Source organism: Rhodococcus sp. PML026, from assembly GCF_000963615.1.
Taxonomy (GTDB): Bacteria; Actinomycetota; Actinomycetes; order Mycobacteriales; family Mycobacteriaceae; genus Rhodococcoides; species Rhodococcoides fascians.
In genome coordinates this window covers 1-17187 of record NZ_KQ031372.1, presented here as the reverse complement: position 1 = coordinate 17187, position 17187 = coordinate 1, and the positions used below count along the sequence as shown (strand labels likewise).

16 protein-coding genes are annotated in these 17187 nt (G+C 65.0%); 6 read left to right on the top strand and 10 right to left on the bottom strand.

The window, feature by feature from the left end; genetic code table 11:
• Positions 1-84: 84 nt before the first annotated feature.
• Positions 85-1008, bottom strand: a complete 924-nt coding sequence (locus VF34_RS10340) for a DUF5666 domain-containing protein (RefSeq protein WP_052718659.1) — start codon at positions 1006-1008, stop codon at positions 85-87.
• A 102-nt stretch (positions 1009-1110) separates the two neighbouring features.
• The gene (gene clpB / locus VF34_RS10335) at positions 1111-3657 is read right to left on the bottom strand and encodes an ATP-dependent chaperone ClpB (protein WP_032364931.1); all 2547 of its coding nucleotides are present in this window, start codon (positions 3655-3657) and stop codon (positions 1111-1113) included.
• A 213-nt stretch (positions 3658-3870) separates the two neighbouring features.
• Between clpB and VF34_RS10330 the strand changes: the two genes are divergently transcribed.
• The gene (locus tag VF34_RS10330; RefSeq protein WP_027494318.1) at positions 3871-5034 is read left to right on the top strand and encodes a globin domain-containing protein; all 1164 of its coding nucleotides are present in this window, start codon (positions 3871-3873) and stop codon (positions 5032-5034) included.
• A gap of 17 nt (positions 5035-5051) precedes the next feature.
• Here the strand turns inward: VF34_RS10330 and VF34_RS10325 are convergent, their stop codons facing one another.
• From VF34_RS10325 to VF34_RS10315, 3 genes are all read right to left on the bottom strand, one after another.
• Positions 5052-5741, bottom strand: a complete 690-nt coding sequence (locus VF34_RS10325; RefSeq protein ID WP_155288677.1) for a hypothetical protein — start codon at positions 5739-5741, stop codon at positions 5052-5054.
• Positions 5742-5847: 106 nt separating this feature from the next.
• On the bottom strand, positions 5848-6129 hold the full coding sequence (locus VF34_RS10320) for a DUF2277 domain-containing protein (protein WP_032373673.1): 282 nt from the start codon (positions 6127-6129) through the stop codon (positions 5848-5850).
• 22 nt (positions 6130-6151) lie between these two features.
• Entirely contained in the window at positions 6152-6727 is a 576-nt protein-coding gene (locus VF34_RS10315) for a TetR/AcrR family transcriptional regulator (RefSeq protein ID WP_027494321.1), read from the bottom strand.
• A 95-nt stretch (positions 6728-6822) separates the two neighbouring features.
• On the opposite strand from VF34_RS10315, the gene VF34_RS10310 reads away from it, so the two are divergent.
• A complete protein-coding gene (locus VF34_RS10310) occupies positions 6823-8220 on the top strand; it encodes a cytochrome P450 (protein WP_032373672.1) in 1398 nt (465 codons plus the stop codon).
• Here the strand turns inward: VF34_RS10310 and dinB are convergent, their stop codons facing one another.
• On the bottom strand, positions 8221-9453 hold the full coding sequence (dinB, locus tag VF34_RS10305; RefSeq protein ID WP_268987813.1) for a DNA polymerase IV: 1233 nt from the start codon (positions 9451-9453) through the stop codon (positions 8221-8223).
• A gap of 134 nt (positions 9454-9587) precedes the next feature.
• Between dinB and VF34_RS10300 the strand changes: the two genes are divergently transcribed.
• Genes VF34_RS10300 through VF34_RS10290 form a run of 3 tightly spaced genes read left to right on the top strand, consistent with a single transcriptional unit; the run spans position 9588 to position 13542 of the window.
• Positions 9588-11861, top strand: a complete 2274-nt coding sequence (locus VF34_RS10300; RefSeq protein ID WP_045841389.1) for a putative bifunctional diguanylate cyclase/phosphodiesterase — start codon at positions 9588-9590, stop codon at positions 11859-11861.
• Positions 11862-11872: 11 nt separating this feature from the next.
• Entirely contained in the window at positions 11873-12496 is a 624-nt protein-coding gene (gene bluB, locus VF34_RS10295; RefSeq protein ID WP_197077456.1) for a 5,6-dimethylbenzimidazole synthase, read from the top strand.
• On the top strand, positions 12493-13542 hold the full coding sequence (locus tag VF34_RS10290) for a YncE family protein (protein ID WP_231578211.1): 1050 nt from the start codon (positions 12493-12495) through the stop codon (positions 13540-13542). The genes bluB and VF34_RS10290 overlap by 4 nt, the downstream gene beginning before the upstream one ends.
• 4 nt (positions 13543-13546) lie before the next feature.
• Here the strand turns inward: VF34_RS10290 and VF34_RS10285 are convergent, their stop codons facing one another.
• The 3 genes from VF34_RS10285 to VF34_RS10275 form a co-directional block, all read right to left on the bottom strand.
• On the bottom strand, positions 13547-14059 hold the full coding sequence (locus VF34_RS10285) for a DUF427 domain-containing protein (protein WP_032364925.1): 513 nt from the start codon (positions 14057-14059) through the stop codon (positions 13547-13549).
• Between the two features lie 22 nt (positions 14060-14081).
• Positions 14082-14801, bottom strand: coding sequence for a DUF2637 domain-containing protein (locus VF34_RS10280; RefSeq protein ID WP_032373668.1), 720 nt, complete (start codon positions 14799-14801; stop codon positions 14082-14084).
• A gap of 418 nt (positions 14802-15219) precedes the next feature.
• Positions 15220-15591, bottom strand: a complete 372-nt coding sequence (locus VF34_RS10275) for a hypothetical protein (protein ID WP_155289521.1) — start codon at positions 15589-15591, stop codon at positions 15220-15222.
• Between the two features lie 474 nt (positions 15592-16065).
• Between VF34_RS10275 and VF34_RS10270 the strand changes: the two genes are divergently transcribed.
• Entirely contained in the window at positions 16066-16647 is a 582-nt protein-coding gene (locus VF34_RS10270; protein ID WP_045841005.1) for a GNAT family N-acetyltransferase, read from the top strand.
• On the opposite strand, the gene VF34_RS10265 is transcribed toward VF34_RS10270, so the two are convergent.
• The gene (locus tag VF34_RS10265; protein ID WP_045841004.1) at positions 16620-16922 is read right to left on the bottom strand and encodes a WhiB family transcriptional regulator; all 303 of its coding nucleotides are present in this window, start codon (positions 16920-16922) and stop codon (positions 16620-16622) included. The two genes, VF34_RS10270 and VF34_RS10265, sit on opposite strands and share 28 nt — an antisense overlap.
• Positions 16923-17187 lie beyond the last annotated feature (265 nt).

The window sequence follows — 17187 nt, the reverse complement described above, 5'->3', positions numbered from 1 at the left end:
CCCGTCCACGGCCGCCGACTCCTGTGAACGGTCATAGGAGCCGCACGGAGAGCTGCGGGTCATTCCGCAGGCTCCACTCCCGCCTTACCCTCCGAGCTTGGGGGTCTCGATGATGACGTTCGCACGGATGATTCCGTCCTCGACGGCCTCGCCCTGCACCACGACGAAAGCACCGACGGCCAACGACGCGAGATCGCGACCGGACAACGAGATTATCTGGGTCTGCGGTGTGGTTTGCACTGTGACCGGAGCGCCGTCGAGGCCGTCGAGCGTAAGAGTCGAACCGTCGTTGGCGTTGATCGTTCCCACCGACGAGCCGAGCTGGCCGAGGATCTCGGGAATGCCGCCCGGGATGAGCTCGGGTGTGGTTGTCGCACCCGATTCCGTGGGCCGCGGCGTGGTCGTGGGCGCGCTGGACGGCGAGGGCCGGATGGAGGTGGACGGTGGCGCGGCGGTGGTGCCCGGTTCGTCGCGCCCGCCGCTCAGAAACGCAATCCCGAACGAGACGACGATGACGAGCACAACGAGCCCGATCAGCGCCAGAACCCACGGACGGGGCCCCTTACTGCCGGAATCGACGCTGTTCGGCTCCTGCGGCGGCGGCGCACCCCCGAACTGCTGGGTGCCCCCGAACTGCTGTGGTTGTCCGAACTGCTGGGTGTGACCGTACTGCTGGGTGTGACCGTATTGCTGGGTGTCGTATCCCGGGGCCTGTCCGTAGGCCTGGTTCGCGGCCGCCTGCTGCGCCGGGTCGAAGGGCGGGAACGCCTGCGTCGGCTGGTAGCCCGGTGGGTACGCCTGCGGGTCCGGATTGTCATAGGCCTGGGTCGGATACGCCTCCGTCGGCTGAGCGCCCGGATACTGCTGGGCATCCGGATACTGCTGGGCGTCCGGGTACTGCTGGGCACCTGGGTGCCCGTAGTCCTGGGTCGGCTGGGATGACTCCGGCTGCTGCGCCGCGTCCTGATCGCGATCTCGAGGTGCTCGCGGGTCGTCCGGATTTGTCATTCCACGAGGGTACCCACGCCGAGAACGTCGACAGTGGCTACCGACAGCAGGCCCGCACGAGGTCTCGTGCGGGCCTGCTCCGGCTGGTTGCCGGCTCGGGCGTTAGCCCAGGATGAGCCGTTCGCCGTCGGGGCTGACGTTGACGGGCACCACGTCGCCGTCGTGCACGTCGCCGGCGAGGAGGAGCTTCGCCAGCTGGTCGCCGATTGCCTGCTGAATCAGTCGGCGAAGCGGTCGAGCACCGTACAGCGGGTCGTAACCGCGTACGGCCAGCCACATCTTGGCCGGCGACGACACGTCGAGAGTCAGTCGACGAGCTGCCAGACGGTTCGCGAGGAAGCCGAGCTGGATGTCGACGATCGACTCGAGCTGGTCCTCCGACAGTGCGTCGAACACGACGACGTCGTCGAGCCGGTTGACGAACTCGGGCTTGAACGAGCGCCGCACCGCGTCCATCACTTCGTCCTTGGTACCGCCGGCACCGAGGTTCGAGGTGAGGATCAGGATCGTGTTGCGGAAGTCGACCGTGCGGCCCTGACCGTCGGTGAGCCTGCCCTCGTCGAGCACGGCCAGCAGGATGTCGAACACATCCGGGTGAGCCTTCTCCACCTCGTCGAAGAGCACCACCGTGTACGGACGCCTGCGTACCGCCTCGGTCAGCTGCCCGCCGGCCTCGTAGCCGACGTAGCCCGGAGGGGCACCGACGAGCCTGGCGACGGCGTGCTTCTCGCTGTACTCACTCATGTCGATGCGCACCATCGCGCGTTCGTCGTCGAAGAGGAACTCCGCCAACGCTTTCGCGAGCTCGGTCTTACCGACGCCGGTGGGTCCGAGGAACAGGAACGAGCCCGTCGGACGGTTCGGGTCGGCCACCCCGGCGCGGGCCCGTCGGACGGCGTCGGACACCGCTTGCACTGCATCTTTCTGTCCGACGACTCGCTTGCCGAGTTCGTCTTCCATCCGCAGCAGTTTGGCGGTCTCGCCTTCCAGCATTCGGCCGGCCGGAATTCCGGTCCACGCCGCCACCACGTCGGCGACGTCGTCCGGGCCTACCTCCTCCTTGAGCATCACGTCGCCCTGGGCAGGTGAGTCCTCGGTCTTGGCCGCGAGTTCCTTCTCCAGGGTCGGGATCCGGCCGTACCGCAGTTCGGCGGCCTTGCCGAGATCACCGTCGCGTTCGGCACGATCGGATTCTCCGCGCAGGTTCTCGAGTTCTTCCTTGAGCGCCCTCACCGAGTCGATGGCGTTCTTCTCGTTCTGCCACCGCGTGCTGAGTTCGGCCAGCTTTTCCCGCAGGTCGGCGAGTTCCTGACGCAGTTTGTCCAGCCGGGCCTTCGAGGCGTCGTCGGTCTCCTTGGCCAGGGCCATCTCCTCGATCTCGAGGCGACGGACGGCTCGCTCCACCTCGTCGATCTCGACGGGGCGCGAGTCGATCTCCATGCGCAGACGTGATGCAGCCTCGTCGACGAGGTCGATGGCCTTGTCCGGCAGGAACCGGGCCGTGATGTACCGGTCGCTGAGGGTCGCGGCGGCCACCAGGGCGGAGTCCGTGATTCGGACGCCGTGGTGCACCTCGTAGCGTTCCTTGAGTCCGCGCAGGATGCCGACGGTGTCTTCGACCGACGGCTCCCCGACGTAGACCTGTTGGAAGCGGCGTTCGAGGGCGGCGTCCTTCTCGATGTACTTGCGGTACTCCTCGAGGGTGGTCGCGCCGACGAGTCGGAGCTCGCCGCGAGCAAGCATCGGCTTGATCATGTTGCCCGCGTCCATCGCCGAGTCGCCGGTGGCTCCTGCGCCCACGATGGTGTGCAGCTCGTCGATGAACGTGATGACCTGACCGGCGGAGTTCTTGATGTCGTCGAGCACGGCCTTGAGCCGTTCCTCGAACTCACCGCGGAACTTCGCGCCGGCGACCATCGAACCGAGATCGAGGGATACGACGGTCTTGCCTCGCAGGCTTTCGGGCACGTCGCCGGCGATGACGCGTTGCGCGAGTCCTTCGACGATGGCGGTCTTGCCGACACCGGGCTCACCGATCAGAACGGGGTTGTTCTTGGTTCGCCGGGACAGCACCTGGACGACACGCCTGATTTCGGTGTCGCGGCCGATGACGGGATCGAGCTTGCCTTCTCGGGCGAGCGCCGTCAGGTCGGTGCTGTACTTCTCCAGCGCCTGGTAGGTGTTCTCCGGATCCGCGCTGGTGACGCGGGCACTGCCGCGGACCGCCTGGAACGCGTCGCGCAGCTCGTTGGCTCCGGCACCATGGCCGGAGAGGAGCTTGGCGACGTCGTCGTTTCCGGTCGCGAGACCCACCATGAGGTGTTCGGTGGAGACGAACTCGTCGTCCAGTTCGGTGGCCAGGTGCTGCGCTGCGGTGATCGCGGCGAGGGTTTCACGGCCGAGTTGCGGAGTGGTGGTCGAACCGGACGCCGAGGGCAGGCGGTCGACGAGGTTCTGCGCTTCTCGACGCACCGTTGCGGGGTCGACGCCGACGGCCTTCAGCAATGGTGTGGCGATGCCGTCGGTCTGATCGAGCAACGCCACCAACAAATGTGCCGGACGAATATCCGGGTTACCGGCCGCGGATGCGGCCTGCAGGGCAGCCGAAAGTGCTGCCTGCGACTTCGTGGTGGGAGTGAAACTGTCCACCGGTCACCTTCTTTCCAGTGTGGGGTTCGAGCGTGTCGCTGGGTACAACCATAGACAAGTTGAGTCTGTTCCGCTCAACCTTGATTTTTCTCGTGCGCGTTTTGCGTACCTGGAGGGGCGCAAGACGCGCACGAGGGCGAAGCCCTGATGCGCGAAAGTCTCGATCGGTCTACTTTGGTGACGGTCGTAGGTGTCAATCGGTGGGGGTGGAGGTTGCTCGACGCACGCACGGTCTCCCTGGTCCGCACCGGATTCAAGTCGGTAGCGGCTGCACCGAACGGTCCCGAACAGCTGTCCCGGTCGTTCTACGCTCACCTTTTCGCCGAGTATCCCGACTTCCGTTCCCTGTTCCCGGCGTCGATGGACGCATTGCGCGAGCATTTCGTCCTGGCACTGGGGTACATCTTCGACAATCTGGACGACGCCGACCGCGTCGAGCCGTTCCTCGAACAGCTGGGCCGGGACCACCGCAAGCACGGAATTTCCGGGGCACATTTCCGGGCGGGGAGTTCGGCGCTGATCAGCGCCTTCCGGAGCTTCGCCGGCACCGAGATGTGGACCGACGAGGTCGAGACCGCCTGGCGAGACGCCCTCACCGTGGTGAGCAACGCAATGGCCGCCGCCGCCGACAACGACGAACTGCCCCCGTATTGGAGCGCGACGGTCGTCGAACATCACCGTTTGCTCGACGACCTGGCCGTGGTGCGACTGAAGACCGACGGGGAGATTCCCTACTTCCCCGGCCAGTACGTCAGTGTGCAGATTCCGCAGCGGCCCAAACTGTGGCGCTACCTGTCCCCTGCCATTCCCAGCAACCCCTACGGCGAGATCGAGTTCCATGTTCGACGCGTATCCGGGGGCTGGGTATCACCGGCGATGGTCACCGAAACGACTGTCGGCGACCGTTGGCTGATCAGCCCGCCGCTGGGCGGCATGCACGTCGATCGCACGATCGGCGAGGACGTGCTGATGATCGCCGGGGGCACCGGTTTGGCGCCGTTGCGCGCGCAGGTGATGGAGATGGCCCAGCGCAGCACCAATCCGCGGGTGCATCTGTTCGTCAGCGGGACGTATCCGTGCGACCTCTACGACCTCGACACACTGTGGCAGCTGTCGTTGTCGAATCCGTGGCTGACGGTGGTGCCGGTGACCGAGGAGCTCGAGGATCCGTGGTGGCACTCGGGTCCGACGCGCGAACTACCGTGGGGCATGCATCATCGGCTGCACGGCCCGGTAGGCAAGGTGGTGACGCGGTTCGGCTCGTGGGCCGATCGGCAGATCCAGATCTCTGGATCGCCGTCGATGGTGCGCACCACGCTGTACGCACTGCGCAAGGTCGGTACGCCGATGGAGCACATTCAGCACGATCCGTTCTGATTGCGCTGCAACACTTTTCAGCCGGGAATGATCTTTCGTCTGGAGATCGACCGCGGCGGGAGGTCCTCGACGATGCCTCCGACGACCAGCCGCGGTGTCCAGCTCTCGGTGACGAGCCTGCCGTCTCCGGTGATGATCGCCTCGGGATCGGGGTCGACGAGGATGGGGTATCCGGTGTCGGAGGTAGCTCCGACATTCTGCACCAGCAGGCCGTTCTCGATGGTGTAGTACACGTGCACCGGGTGCAGGTCGGAGTCGAAAGCCCAAGGGCGGCCGATGAATATCACTGCGTCGCCCGTGTCGTCGAGCACCGATACGGAACCGTCTCGCTCGAGCCGCAACTCCCAACACGCAGGCATGGATGCGGTGAACTCGAATCGGTGCGGCGCCTGGGCTTCGAGCAGGTGAATCATCAACAACGCACCCTCACGTGGGTCTCGTTGCGGCACAACCACTTCGAACGATCCACACTCGTAGAATCTGGATCCGAACGGTCCCGGTACGCCTACCCCGAGCTCGTCGGCGATGGCCAATTCCAGGCGGATCGAACCGGATCCGTTCTCGGCCCGCAAGGTGATGCCCTCGGAAGGATGGGGCATCGGGGACTCGTCGCGGGGCGCGTAGGACAACACCGCTCGCAGCAGCGGCTCGGCGACTTCGGCGTCACCGTCTCGGGAATCGAACGTGCGTCGTCGTCGATCGGTCATCGTCACCCCCTTCGCCTGACTCGACCAGTTTGCCACCCTCGACCCCGATCGCGCGTCCGATTCTGCGGAAAACCATCCATTCGATGCAGTGGTCTGCTAGCGCGCGTCAGGCCCCGGCAGCCGCCTTGGCGGCAATCCGCGCCTGCACTTCCGGACGCCTGAGCGGCGGCACCGTCGGGGGTGGCTGCCGCCGGTCCGGCAGGGCGTCGAGCAGCCGATGCGTCGTGGCCGTCACCTCGGCAACTGCCGTCTCGAACGCGTCACGGGTGGCGTCGGACGTCTTCTGCACTCCGCTGATCTTGCGGACGTACTGACGCGCCGCAGCCTCGATCTCGTCGTCGGTGGCGTGTGGTTCCAAGCCCCGCAGGGTGGTGATGTTTCGGCACATTCCCCGACGATAGACCCGCACGTCACACCTCGAGAAGACCTGCGATCGCCTTCAGACACAGCTCGCGAACCTGTTCCCTCTTCAGGGTCCTGCGCTCCACCCAGTCGTGACAGACCGCGCGGACGAATGCCACCCACCCGCGGAGCGCGGCCCGGATCATCTCGTCGTCGTGGAACTCGTCCGGCAGCGCGTCGAGAATGCGTTGCTGCTGGATGTCGAACTCGCGCGTGAGAATGTCGTTGATGCGGTCGTCTCCGAGCAGCGCGCCTCGATTGACCGCTCGGACGCCGTGCGCATGCTCGTCGGTGTAGGCGATGTAGGCGTCGAGTCCGGCGGCTATTTGCTCGAGGACCGGCAACGACGGGTCCGGGGCGGTGACGGCGAGGTTGCGCTCGGATTCGGTGCGCACGATCTCGACGAAGAACTCCCGTTTGGACGGGAAGTAGTGGTACATCAGACCCCGTGAGACCCCGGCCAGGTCTGCCACTTCCTCGATCCACACGTCCTCGTAGGGACGTTCGGCGAACAGGGTCGACCCGATCTCGATCAGCTGCGCACGCCGCTGCTCCGGTGTCATGCGTTTTCGAGGTGTGGTCATGGGGTCTCGAACCTTACTTGACACGAGTTCAACGGTGAGTACGGTCACTATTTGACACCGGTTCAACGAGTCGGTTCGGGGACTGAGGAGCGGCCATGTCGACGGAATTCGCACTACGAGACGGCGTACTACCGCATCCGCCGTATCGATTGCCGATACTGGGCGACGTCATCGGTGTCGACCCGCGCTCGCCGATCCAGGATTCGACAGCTCTGGCCGCCCGGCTCGGACCGATGTTCGAGCGCCACATCCTCGGCAAGCGCTTCGTCTTCGCCTCGGGTGCCGACGTGGTCGGCGATCTCTGCGACGAACGCCGCTTCGAGAAGTTCCTGCCGCCGGGCGTCGAGCGCCTCCGCGACATCGGTGCCGACGGCCTGTTCACCGCCTACAACGACGAGCCCAATTGGCAACGGGCCCACGATCTGCTGCGGCCGGCGTTCACCGCCGGAGCCATGCGGGGCTACCACGACATCATGGTGAACGTCGCGGACGATCTGATCGAGCATTGGACCGAACGTTCACGCGACGCGTCGACGACCGACGTGTCCTCGGACATGACGAAGCTGACACTCGAGACCATCGGACGCACCGGATTCAGCTACAGCTTCGGCTCGTTCACCCGCGCCGAACCACACCCGTTCGTGTCCGCGATGGTCGGCGCACTGACGTACAACCAACGGCGGGCGTTGGTGTCGATCCCGGCGTTCGCCGCGCCGCTGTTCGCCCGATCGGACCGCCGATACGAGCAGAACAAGAAGTACCTGGCCGAGGTACTCACCGACGTCGTACGTACTCGTCGACAGTCCGACGGGGACTTCACCGACCTACTGCAGATCATGATGGACGCGGCGCGCGAGGCCGACAACCCGAATGCATTGAGCGAAACCAACATCGGCCACCAGATTCTGACGTTCTTGATCGCCGGGCACGAGACCACCTCTGGCGCATTGTCTTTCGCACTGTACTTCCTGGCCACCCACCCCGAGGTCTTCGAACGTGCCCGGGCCGAGGTGGACGAAATCTGGGGGACGGACAAGCCGGAGTTCGGCCAGGTCCCCAAACTCCGGTACGTCCGCCGAGTCCTGGACGAATCACTGCGCCTGTGGCCGACGGTTCCCGCGTTCGGACGCGGCGCACGAGCCGACACCGTCATCGGCGACGGCTACCCCATGGCGGCAGGAGACTGGGCGATCGTGCTCGCGACGGCACTGCATCGAGATCCGGTGTGGGGCGATCGGCCGGAGAAATTCGACCCCGACAACTTTCTGCCCGCCCGCATCAAAGCTCGGCCGGCGCACGTGTACAAGCCCTTCGGGACGGGCGAAAGAGCATGCATCGGAAGGCAATTCGCCGTCCATGAGGCCGTACTGGTACTCGGCACCGTGCTGCAACGCTTCGATCTGCAGGCCGACCCGTCGTATCGGCTGAAGGTCACGGAGCGGCTGACCATGATGCCCGAGGGCTTTCGGGTGCAGCCCACGGTGCGCACGTAGTCAGTCCGGCAGCAGCGGTACCGATACCCCCGGGTCTCGTCCGAGCAGTACCCCGCGCGTCAGCGACGTCGACCCGAACTTCTTGTGCACCCCGTCCAACGCACGGTCGAGAGCCGACGCCTCGGGTGGTCTGCGTACCGAGGGGGCGTCGAACTGCAGTTCCAGTTGCTCGGCTCCACCCCTGTCGATGCTCGAGACCGTCACCCCGACCAGCGTGATGCCCTTCTCCGCGATCAGCGGAGCCGCCTCGTGCAGCAGCTCGAGTGCGGCATCGAGGATGTCCCGGGTGTCGGCGGTGGCGCGATCGAGGGTGTGCGATCGGGTGGCCCGAGTGAAATCGGCAAACCGCAAGCGCAACATCACGGTTCGGCCGGTCCGCTGCGCGCCCCGCATTCGGTGCGTGACGCGATCGACGAGGCCGATCAACGACGCCTCCACCTCGGCCGCGTCGTGCCGCCCGCGGCCCAGGGCCCGTTGGGCACCGATGGAACTACGCGACTTTCCGGGCTGCACGCGGCGCGGATCTCGGCCCATGGCCAGTGCGTACAGGTGCGCTCCTGCGCCCTTTCCCAACACCGAGGCCAGCGATCTCTCGCCGTAGGCCGCGATGTCTCCCACGGTTCGGATGTCGAGCACGTGCAGCTTCTCGGCGGTGACCTTGCCGACGCCCCACAGCCGTTCGATGTTCAGCGGGTGCAGGAACTCGAGTTCACCACCGGGTGGCACCAACAGCAGCCCGTCGGGTTTGGCGAACGCACTGGCCACCTTCGCCAGGAACTTGGTGGTGGCAATCCCGACGGTGATCGGGAGCCCGACCTGTTCGGCGACGTCGCGGCGCAGTTGCTGCCCGATGTCGAGTGCACTGCCCGCTATCTTGCGCAGGCCTCCGACGTCGAGAAAGGCCTCGTCGATGGAGATTCCCTCGACGAGCGGCGTCGTGTCGTGAAAGACGTCGAACACGTCCTTGCTCGCCTGGGAGTACGCCTCCATACGCGGAGGCACGACGATCGCCTGCGGACAGACCGCCCGCGCCTGCCCACCGCTCATCGCGGTGCGTACCCCGAAGGCCTTGGCCTCGTAGCTGGCCGCGAGTACCACTCCCCCGCCGACGATCACCGGTTTTCCCCGCAGCCGCGGGTCGTCTCGCTGCTCCACCGAGGCATAGAAGGAGTCGAGATCGGCGTGCATGATGCTCGCTTCCCCGCTCTTCGCCTTCCCGGCGTTCGACTCCACGATTTCATGCTCCCACGAGGCACCGACATCCCCGTTACCTGCATCGAGCCCGAAAAACACCCCGAGAAAGTGACCCAGGTCACCTGATGTGCCATTGTTGAGTCGTCGGATCACGCGAACGGCTGGAGACAACTGTGACGGCCTGGTGGCGGTGGTACGGAGCACTCGGCGTACTCGGCTGCATCGCCTACTTCGCGGTGCCCGACTCCGTCTGGTCGCAATCGATTTTCGTCGTGGTCGGGGCGTCCGCCGTCGCCGCCACGATCGTGGGAACGAGGCTCAACCGTCCGCGCAACCGAACCGCCTGGTGGAGCGTCGCCGCGGGCACCGCGGTGTGGGTGCTCGGCGACATCGTCTACGAGTGGCTTCACGCCGGCGGAGGCGTCGCGTCCTACCCGTCGCTCGCCGACGCGCTCTACCTCGTCGGCTACCCGATCTACGGTTTCGGACTGTTTCTGCTGGTCCGGCACAAGTGGAGGGCGAGCGAACGCGGCCACATCGCCAACAGCGCTATCGTGATGGTCGCATTCGCACTGCTCACCTGGGTTTTTGCGGTCCAACCGTCGCTGGATGGGGACGGCATTTCCGGCGTCGCCGGGCTGGTCGATGTCGCCTATCCCGCGATGGACATCTTTCTGCTCGGGTTGCTCGCCCACTTCGTCGGCTCTCGTCAGTGGCGGGCACTGTCCTACCGACTGCTCACCGCGGCGGTGGTCCTGCTCGTCGTCACCGACACCGTCAACAACTTCTCCATCGTGTCCGATTCCTCGGCCGACCGCTCGCTGCTCGACGCGGGATGGACGCTGTCCTACGTCCTCATCGGCGTCGCCGCACTCCACCCGTCGATGCGGAGAATCACCAGTCCCACCATCGAATCCGACGCCCACCTGATGGCGTCGTTCACCACACCGTCCGTCGTCGTGCTGACCGCCGCCACGCTCACCGCCCCCGCCGTGATGGTCGTCGAAGTCGTGCGCGAGAAGCCGATCGCACAGTGGGGATGGGCGGTCATGCTGTGCGCGGGCATTCTGGTGGTCCTGGTGATCCTGCGCATCACCGACCTGCTGCGGCTGCTGCACACCCAGACCGTTCAGCTCCGTGCCGTAGCCGACACCGACCACCTCACCGGGCTGGCCAACCTGCGCGCCCTCGAACACAAGATCTACGGCAACGCCGGTGAATCGACGTTGCTGACGGTCGACATCGACCGCTTCACCGAAATCAACGACACGTTCGGACGGGGCCTCGGAGATCAGGTGTTGGCCGCCGTCGCCACCCGACTGCGCACGGTAGGCGACGACGCGATCTTGTTGGCACGCTTGGCCGGTGACGAATTTGCGCTGTGCGGTGAATCGGATTCGATGGATCCCGAAGCCCTCGCCCGCGACATACTCGAACAATTTTCGACGCCGTTCGAGGTGGGCAACATGTCGCTGCTCATCGAAGCGAGCGTCGGGGTGGCGACGAACGCCCCGGTGGGCGTCGCCGAGGACGACGCCACACCCGACCGTCTGGTGCAGCGCGCCGACCTCGCCGTGCAGGCCGCGAAGACCGTGCAATCGCGCGTCGCGTACTACGACCGGTCCATGGACCGGGACAAGAGCGAGCAGTTGATCATGCTGGGCGAGCTCACCGCCGCCCTCGCGTCGGATCAACTGAGACTGCGCTATCAGCCCCAGGTCGATCTGGACTCGATGACCGTGGTGGGGGTCGAAGCACTGCTGCGTTGGCACCACCCGAGCGGAGACATTCTCTCTCCCAGCGCATTTCTGCCCACGGCCGAGCACACCGGACTGATCCGCCCACTGACCCGCTACGTTCTCGAGCAAGCCCTGGCGGAACGACAGCGATGGGCGGCATCGGGCCTGCACCTGCGCATGGCCGTCAACATCTCCACCCGAAACCTGTTCGACGACAGTCTGATCTTCCACGTGTCCCGAGCCCTGTCCGAGTTCGATTGCCCTGCAGAGCAGTTGACCTTGGAGGTGACCGAGAGCTCGGCGATGACCGACCCCGCCGGTGCCACCGAGGTGCTGGCCGGTCTGCACGCCATGGGAGTGCAGGTCGCCATCGACGATTACGGCACGGGCTACAGTTCCCTGGCCTACATCGAGCGCCTCCCGGTCCAGGAACTCAAGATAGATCGAACGTTCGTCAGCGGAATGTCGCACAATGCCACTCACGCCGCCATCGTTCGCTCGACCATCGAACTGGCGCGCACACTGGGACTGTCGGTGACCGCAGAGGGCGTAGAGGACGAAAGGACGGTATCGGTGTTGCGTGAGCTGCGATGCGGACGGGCGCAGGGCTTCCATCTGGGCCGCCCCACCCCCGGCGAGCACCTGCCCGCCCTCGTCGACGAACTGAACGAGAACTTGAAAACTGTTATCGGAGAACGGATATCATGACCGAAGCCACACTGTCGGTATACGCGGCCATTCGATCTCGCCGCGACGTGCGAGCCGAGTTCGACGGAACCGTCGTCGACGACGACACCTTGCGCCGCATCCTCGGCGCAGCGCACCAGGCACCGAGCGTCGGTAACACCCAGCCCTGGGATTTCATAGTGGTCCGCAAACCCGACACGTTGAGCGCCTTCGCCGCACACGTCGCCGACTGCCGACAGGACTTCGCGGACAAGCTCGACTCCGAGCGCCGACAGACGTTCGACCCCATCCGTATCGAAGGGATCGAGACCAGCGGCACCGGAGTGGTGGTCACGAACGACCCGAACCGGGGAGGCCCGCACGTCCTCGGCCGCGATACCGTCGACGACACCGGATTGTTCTCGGCAGTACTGGCCATCGAAAACCTCTGGCTCGCAGCGATAGCCGAGAACGTCGGGGTCGGCTGGGTGTCGTTCTACGACGAGGCGTACCTCACCGAACTGCTCGACATCCCCGCCCCGGTGCGTCCGATCGCATGGTTGTGTGTGGGCCCGGTCGAATCGTTCCAGGAGGTACCGGATCTCGAGCGATTCGGCTGGCGCACGGGGCGTCCACTGGACGATGCCCTGCACTTCGAGCAGTACCGCCGATCGTGAAAACCGCTTTCGCCGCGGCGACGGTCATGTGCCTCCTGCTCGTGGGGTGCTCGTCTACCCCTGACGAATCCCCCTCGCCGGCATCCACTCCGGCAACAACTCCGGCAGCCGAACCCGCCCAGGCGCCCGATTCTGCCGATCCCATCGGAACTGTCGTTCCGCTCCCGGGGGCTCCCGAGGGCATCGTCGTGGGGACGTCGGGCATCGCCGCCGCCGGAGTACGCGAGCCCGACGGCGTGGTGCTGTTCGACGCGGCGACGGGTGCCGTCCGGCAGATGGTCCCGACGACGGGCGCACCCCGGCATCTTTCGCTGGCAGGTCCCGACGGCCCGGTCCTGGTCCCGCTCGAAGGCAGTGACGAACTACTCGAAGTGGCGCTCAACGACGGCGCGATCCTGTCCACGGCCACCGGTGTCGGACGGCAGCCGCACGACGCGGTGCTCACCTCCGGCGGCACCATCGTGGCCACCAACGAGATGGGCGGCGGGGTGATCTTCCTGCGCGAGGGATCGGTCTTGTCGGAGCTACCGCCGGGCCCGGTCCAGCCCGGTGGCGCTGCCGCTCTCGGCCCGTACGCCGCCGTCGCAGACGTGCAGGGCAACGGTGTGTGGGTCTACGACGGCGCGACCCAGCGGGAGGTGGCGCAGGCCCCGATCGGCGTCAAGCTGACCCACGCCGTGACGGTGAACGAGACAACAGCCGGGTTCGCCGATACCGACGGCGGGACCGTTCTTCTCGCCTCGGTCGACGCTGCGGGGAGTATCCGCCAGACCGCGTCGATCGAGGCCCCGGGAAATCCGTACGGACTTGCCGTCGACCGCGACCGGGCACTGTTGTTCGTGACGTTGACCGCGTCGAATCTGCTGCGCGTGGTCGATGTTTCGGACGTCTCCGCACCGCGAATCCTGGGCGACGTCCCGACCGTGACACAGGCCAACTCCGTTGCCGTGGACCCGCGCACCGGGGACGTTCTGGTGACCGGTAGCGACCCCGGCGCAACGAGTTCGATTCAGATCATCCCCCGCGCCGAGCTACCCGCGGGGTGAGTGATCACCAGCCGTAGGAGCCCGGGATGCCCTTGAACGGGCCGACCACGTCGTCGGTGATCCAGCCCTCGTAAAAACCGCCTTCTTGCGGCCGGACCGCCTCGCCGTCGATTTCGCAGTCGAGTCGGCTGGGTGAGAACGCGAGGTAGCCGGCGATCTCGGCGAACCGCGGTGTCGGGTTCTCGTAGCTCCACCCCGCGGCCGGGGCGACGGCATCTCCGCCGTGCACGTCCCAGTACGTCGCCGCGCCCTTCCATTCGCAGTGCGTCGAACGGGCCTCGGACGGCGTCAACGCACCCGGAACCACGTCTGCGGGAGAGATGTACCAGGTGGGCGGATGGCTGGTTTCGAGCACTCGGTACGCGGCGGTGGTGCGCGCGACCACCTCGCCGCCGAGCCGGACGACCAGCGAACGGTTGGAGGACTCGAGCTTCGGTGGACGGGGGTAATCCCACACCGACTCCTGACCCGGCTTCGGCTTCTCGGGAACTACGGATCTCGGCAGATTCTGGCTCATCACTCGATGGTGCCACCGGATGTCACGGAGCGTCGACGGGATAGAGATCGTCCACCCGTTCTTCGTCGAGAATCCAGCGATCGACGTCGTCCAATGGTTCGACCGTACGCACGGAGGTGAACGGAATATCGCGCGCCGGCACCTCGCGACGAACGTCCTCGACGGGTGCGGCCGGTACCGGGGTGGATGACACAGCAGACGCGGGCTCAGCCAGTTCCGGTCTCGGTTCGATCCCGGTCTGCAGCGGCACCACGTCGGCGGCCACGGTGTCGTCGTCTGCCTGCGTGAGGCTTCGGGCGTCGTCCAGGATCTCTGGATTGTTCGGCAGTTCGGCCGGTACTCGGACGAGGATGCCGAGTCCGTGGGTCGCGGCCAACAGACTGACCGGGGCGACCGTCGCGATGGCCGCCGACAGCGCCGGATGCAATGTTCCGGCGTCGGAAATGAAGGCGTGCATAGCATTTGCGCCGATACTGACCAGAGCTGCCGTGATCAACACTCCCCAGAAGAAGCGTCGACCACTGCGTTGTTCCTCGAATTGAGCGAGTGCGATGACGGAGATCGTGGCCTGCAGAATTGTGCCGTCGACGATCACGGGCCACAACCAGGACAGCGATCGCGGGACGCCCGCCATCGTGGCGAGATCCCACAGTGCGGCGAAACTCAACACGAACGACGCGATTCCGATGACGGTGGTGATGACGACCGCACTGACGAGCGTCGCACGCAGGACCTTGTTCATGGGTCGTCATGAAACACGAGCCCACCGACAGGTTTTCCGACAAGCACGCTGGTTGCCTCGAATCCAGTGCGCAGACCACGTCCAGCACCGTGCGCTGCATCCCACCCCGATACTTCCGATCACGGCTCGGACGAGTGAACGCTCGATGATGACGAGGCAATCCGCTTCCAGTCTGCGCCTACGTCGCCCCACCTTTTCCACATTCGGACCATTTATCCAGCTGGAAGCAAAACCATTATGGCCACCAAGGAGCACAACGCCGGGATGGCCCCCCCCCCCCCCCCCCCCCCCCCCCCCCCCCCCCGCCTGCGACTGAGCGTGCAAGAGCGTCGAGCGACGCAATGGAGATACTGCCCTAGTGCGCGATCCGCCACCGAAATTGTGAGATCAGTAGCTCGCAGTACCGCGGAATCGGAAGTCATACAACATTGAGAAGCTCGTTGATCTCCGCGACGCGTTCATTCAGCGCATCACCCTCACTCCGCACACGGAGTACCACGGCAATCGTGTCTCTCAATGTCACTGAAACTGAGGGCTTTTGGTCCCTGACATCAATCGAGACGGCAATTGGCAAGTTACGCCGCCCGAGAGCTAGCGATGTTCCCAACATTCGGTAAATGGCTATGTTGCCGGCGTCGATCCGGGCTGACGTCTCGCTTACACGCGTCACTTTCCCGTCCAGAGGCTCCAGCACAGCAATGATGCGATCTATCGAGGTGCCTTGTGGTATCCGCGACCCGACCTTGATCGGGGCAGGAATTTGCGATGAATTGATCAGTGGTGCTGCCATCTCGCATCCTCTCGCTTGTACACCCCGCCGCCAACACATCGGCCGTTGTCATTGCCCACCACGCAACCGTTTTCGTGGAGTGGAAGGCGAATGTGCCTGGCGACAGAAGCGGGCGTTTGCGGTTGCGGCTGAATAGGTTCAGCCGAGGCTCATTGCACTCCCGCCATGGCCAGTGCGGGAACGGCAACCCCGATTAATACTCCCCCGATAGCTCGTCTGACCTGCATGTTTACTCCTCGAGAAACATGAGTTGTTTCGTGCTTCTGGACGCTTCGAACATAAAACGGCACATACGTCCAAGACAAGGGTTTGAGCCAAAATAGTTCGCCAAGGTATCGAAAGTTTGAAACCTGAAGCACATCGCTTGCCGCTCAACTCCCGTTTCGGCTTCGACTCGAGCGGCGTTGTGCTCGACCTAATCGTGGACCGAGAATGAAAGGCTGATCGGCGGGAAAGAGTGGAAAGGTCTCGCCAATGACTATGACAAGTGCCCCGTGGCGTCATCCCCAGCCCCACCTGTCACGACTTCGCCTGGACGCAATTCCCGCGGAGATGCTGCACGCCTTGGCCGCGGGACAGTCGATTCCCGCATCACACCACTGTGTTTCGCCCTATCTCGCCGGGGTCGAATGCCGCAGCCTGTGGCGGAGGAGAAGCGAGCAGATCATCGACATCCCCGGTGATGCATCGTGGATCACGCGGCTGATGGTCGACCCGAACGTCGCCATGCCAGTCGGCGTGGCCGGCTTCCACGGAGCTCCCGACGAGACGGGGATGGTGGAGATCGGGTACCGAGTCGATCCTGAGTTTCGTCGACGAGGCCATGCCAGACGTTCGGTAGAAACCCTTCTCGCCGTTGCACGGCAACACAAGGAGGTGCGTAGTGTTCGCGCCACAGTCAGCCCGAACAACACGCCCTCGCTGGCCCTCATCGAGAGCTTCGCGTTCATCGAAGTGGGTGAGCAATGGGATGACGAGGACGGCCTTGAGATCGTCTACGAAGTCTCCGCAGCACCGGTACAGCAGGATCAAGCGGTACGAACGGCTCCGCGGTAGAAGTCTGCGCGATCGTGTGCAGACATTCCGCCCCACACGCCGTACGGCTCGTTCGCTTCGAGTGCGTGCTGACGGCATTGCTCCAGCACCGGGCACCGGCCGCAGACCTGCTTGGCGGTTTTCTCCCGAGTGGCGCGGGCACGGCCTCGCTCCCCTTCGGGATGTAAGAACACGGACGAGTCGAGACCACGACACAGACCGTCGAGTTGCCAGTCCCAGACATCTGCATTGGGAACGGGAAGTTGGACCGGCCTGGCGGGTGCGCCTCGCACCATGAGCTGTCTCCTCACTGAAAAGTGAACAAGCTCACCTTCTCGCATTCGTCGTACTTTTACAAGTCCTTTCGGTCATTCGTAGTACTTAAAATCAAGCGCGCTTGCTTGGAATATGCACTTACCGGACACTCCGCCCCGGACCTCTGCCCTGTTTCGGCCCCCGGGTGTGGATCAATGTCCCATTGCCGTGCACTGGACCCCGTGGGTTGGACCGGTTAATGGAAATCCTAGGCTGCGAGGGCCTGGGCTCGGTATTGCACCGGGC

Coding starts and splice junctions, on each gene's coding strand:
- VF34_RS10340 (WP_052718659.1), bottom strand. CDS start 1,008: ATGACAAATCCGGACGACCCGCGAGCACCTCGAGATCGCGATCAGGAC.
- VF34_RS10325 (WP_155288677.1), bottom strand. CDS start 5,741: ATGACCGATCGACGACGACGCACGTTCGATTCCCGAGACGGTGACGCC.
- VF34_RS10320 (WP_032373673.1), bottom strand. CDS start 6,129: ATGTGCCGAAACATCACCACCCTGCGGGGCTTGGAACCACACGCCACC.
- VF34_RS10315 (WP_027494321.1), bottom strand. CDS start 6,727: ATGACCACACCTCGAAAACGCATGACACCGGAGCAGCGGCGTGCGCAG.
- VF34_RS10310 (WP_032373672.1), top strand. CDS start 6,823: ATGTCGACGGAATTCGCACTACGAGACGGCGTACTACCGCATCCGCCG.
- VF34_RS10285 (WP_032364925.1), bottom strand. CDS start 14,059: ATGAGCCAGAATCTGCCGAGATCCGTAGTTCCCGAGAAGCCGAAGCCG.
- VF34_RS10280 (WP_032373668.1), bottom strand. CDS start 14,801: ATGAACAAGGTCCTGCGTGCGACGCTCGTCAGTGCGGTCGTCATCACC.
- VF34_RS10275 (WP_155289521.1), bottom strand. CDS start 15,591: ATGGCAGCACCACTGATCAATTCATCGCAAATTCCTGCCCCGATCAAG.
- VF34_RS10270 (WP_045841005.1), top strand. CDS start 16,066: ATGACTATGACAAGTGCCCCGTGGCGTCATCCCCAGCCCCACCTGTCA.
- VF34_RS10265 (WP_045841004.1), bottom strand. CDS start 16,922: ATGGTGCGAGGCGCACCCGCCAGGCCGGTCCAACTTCCCGTTCCCAAT.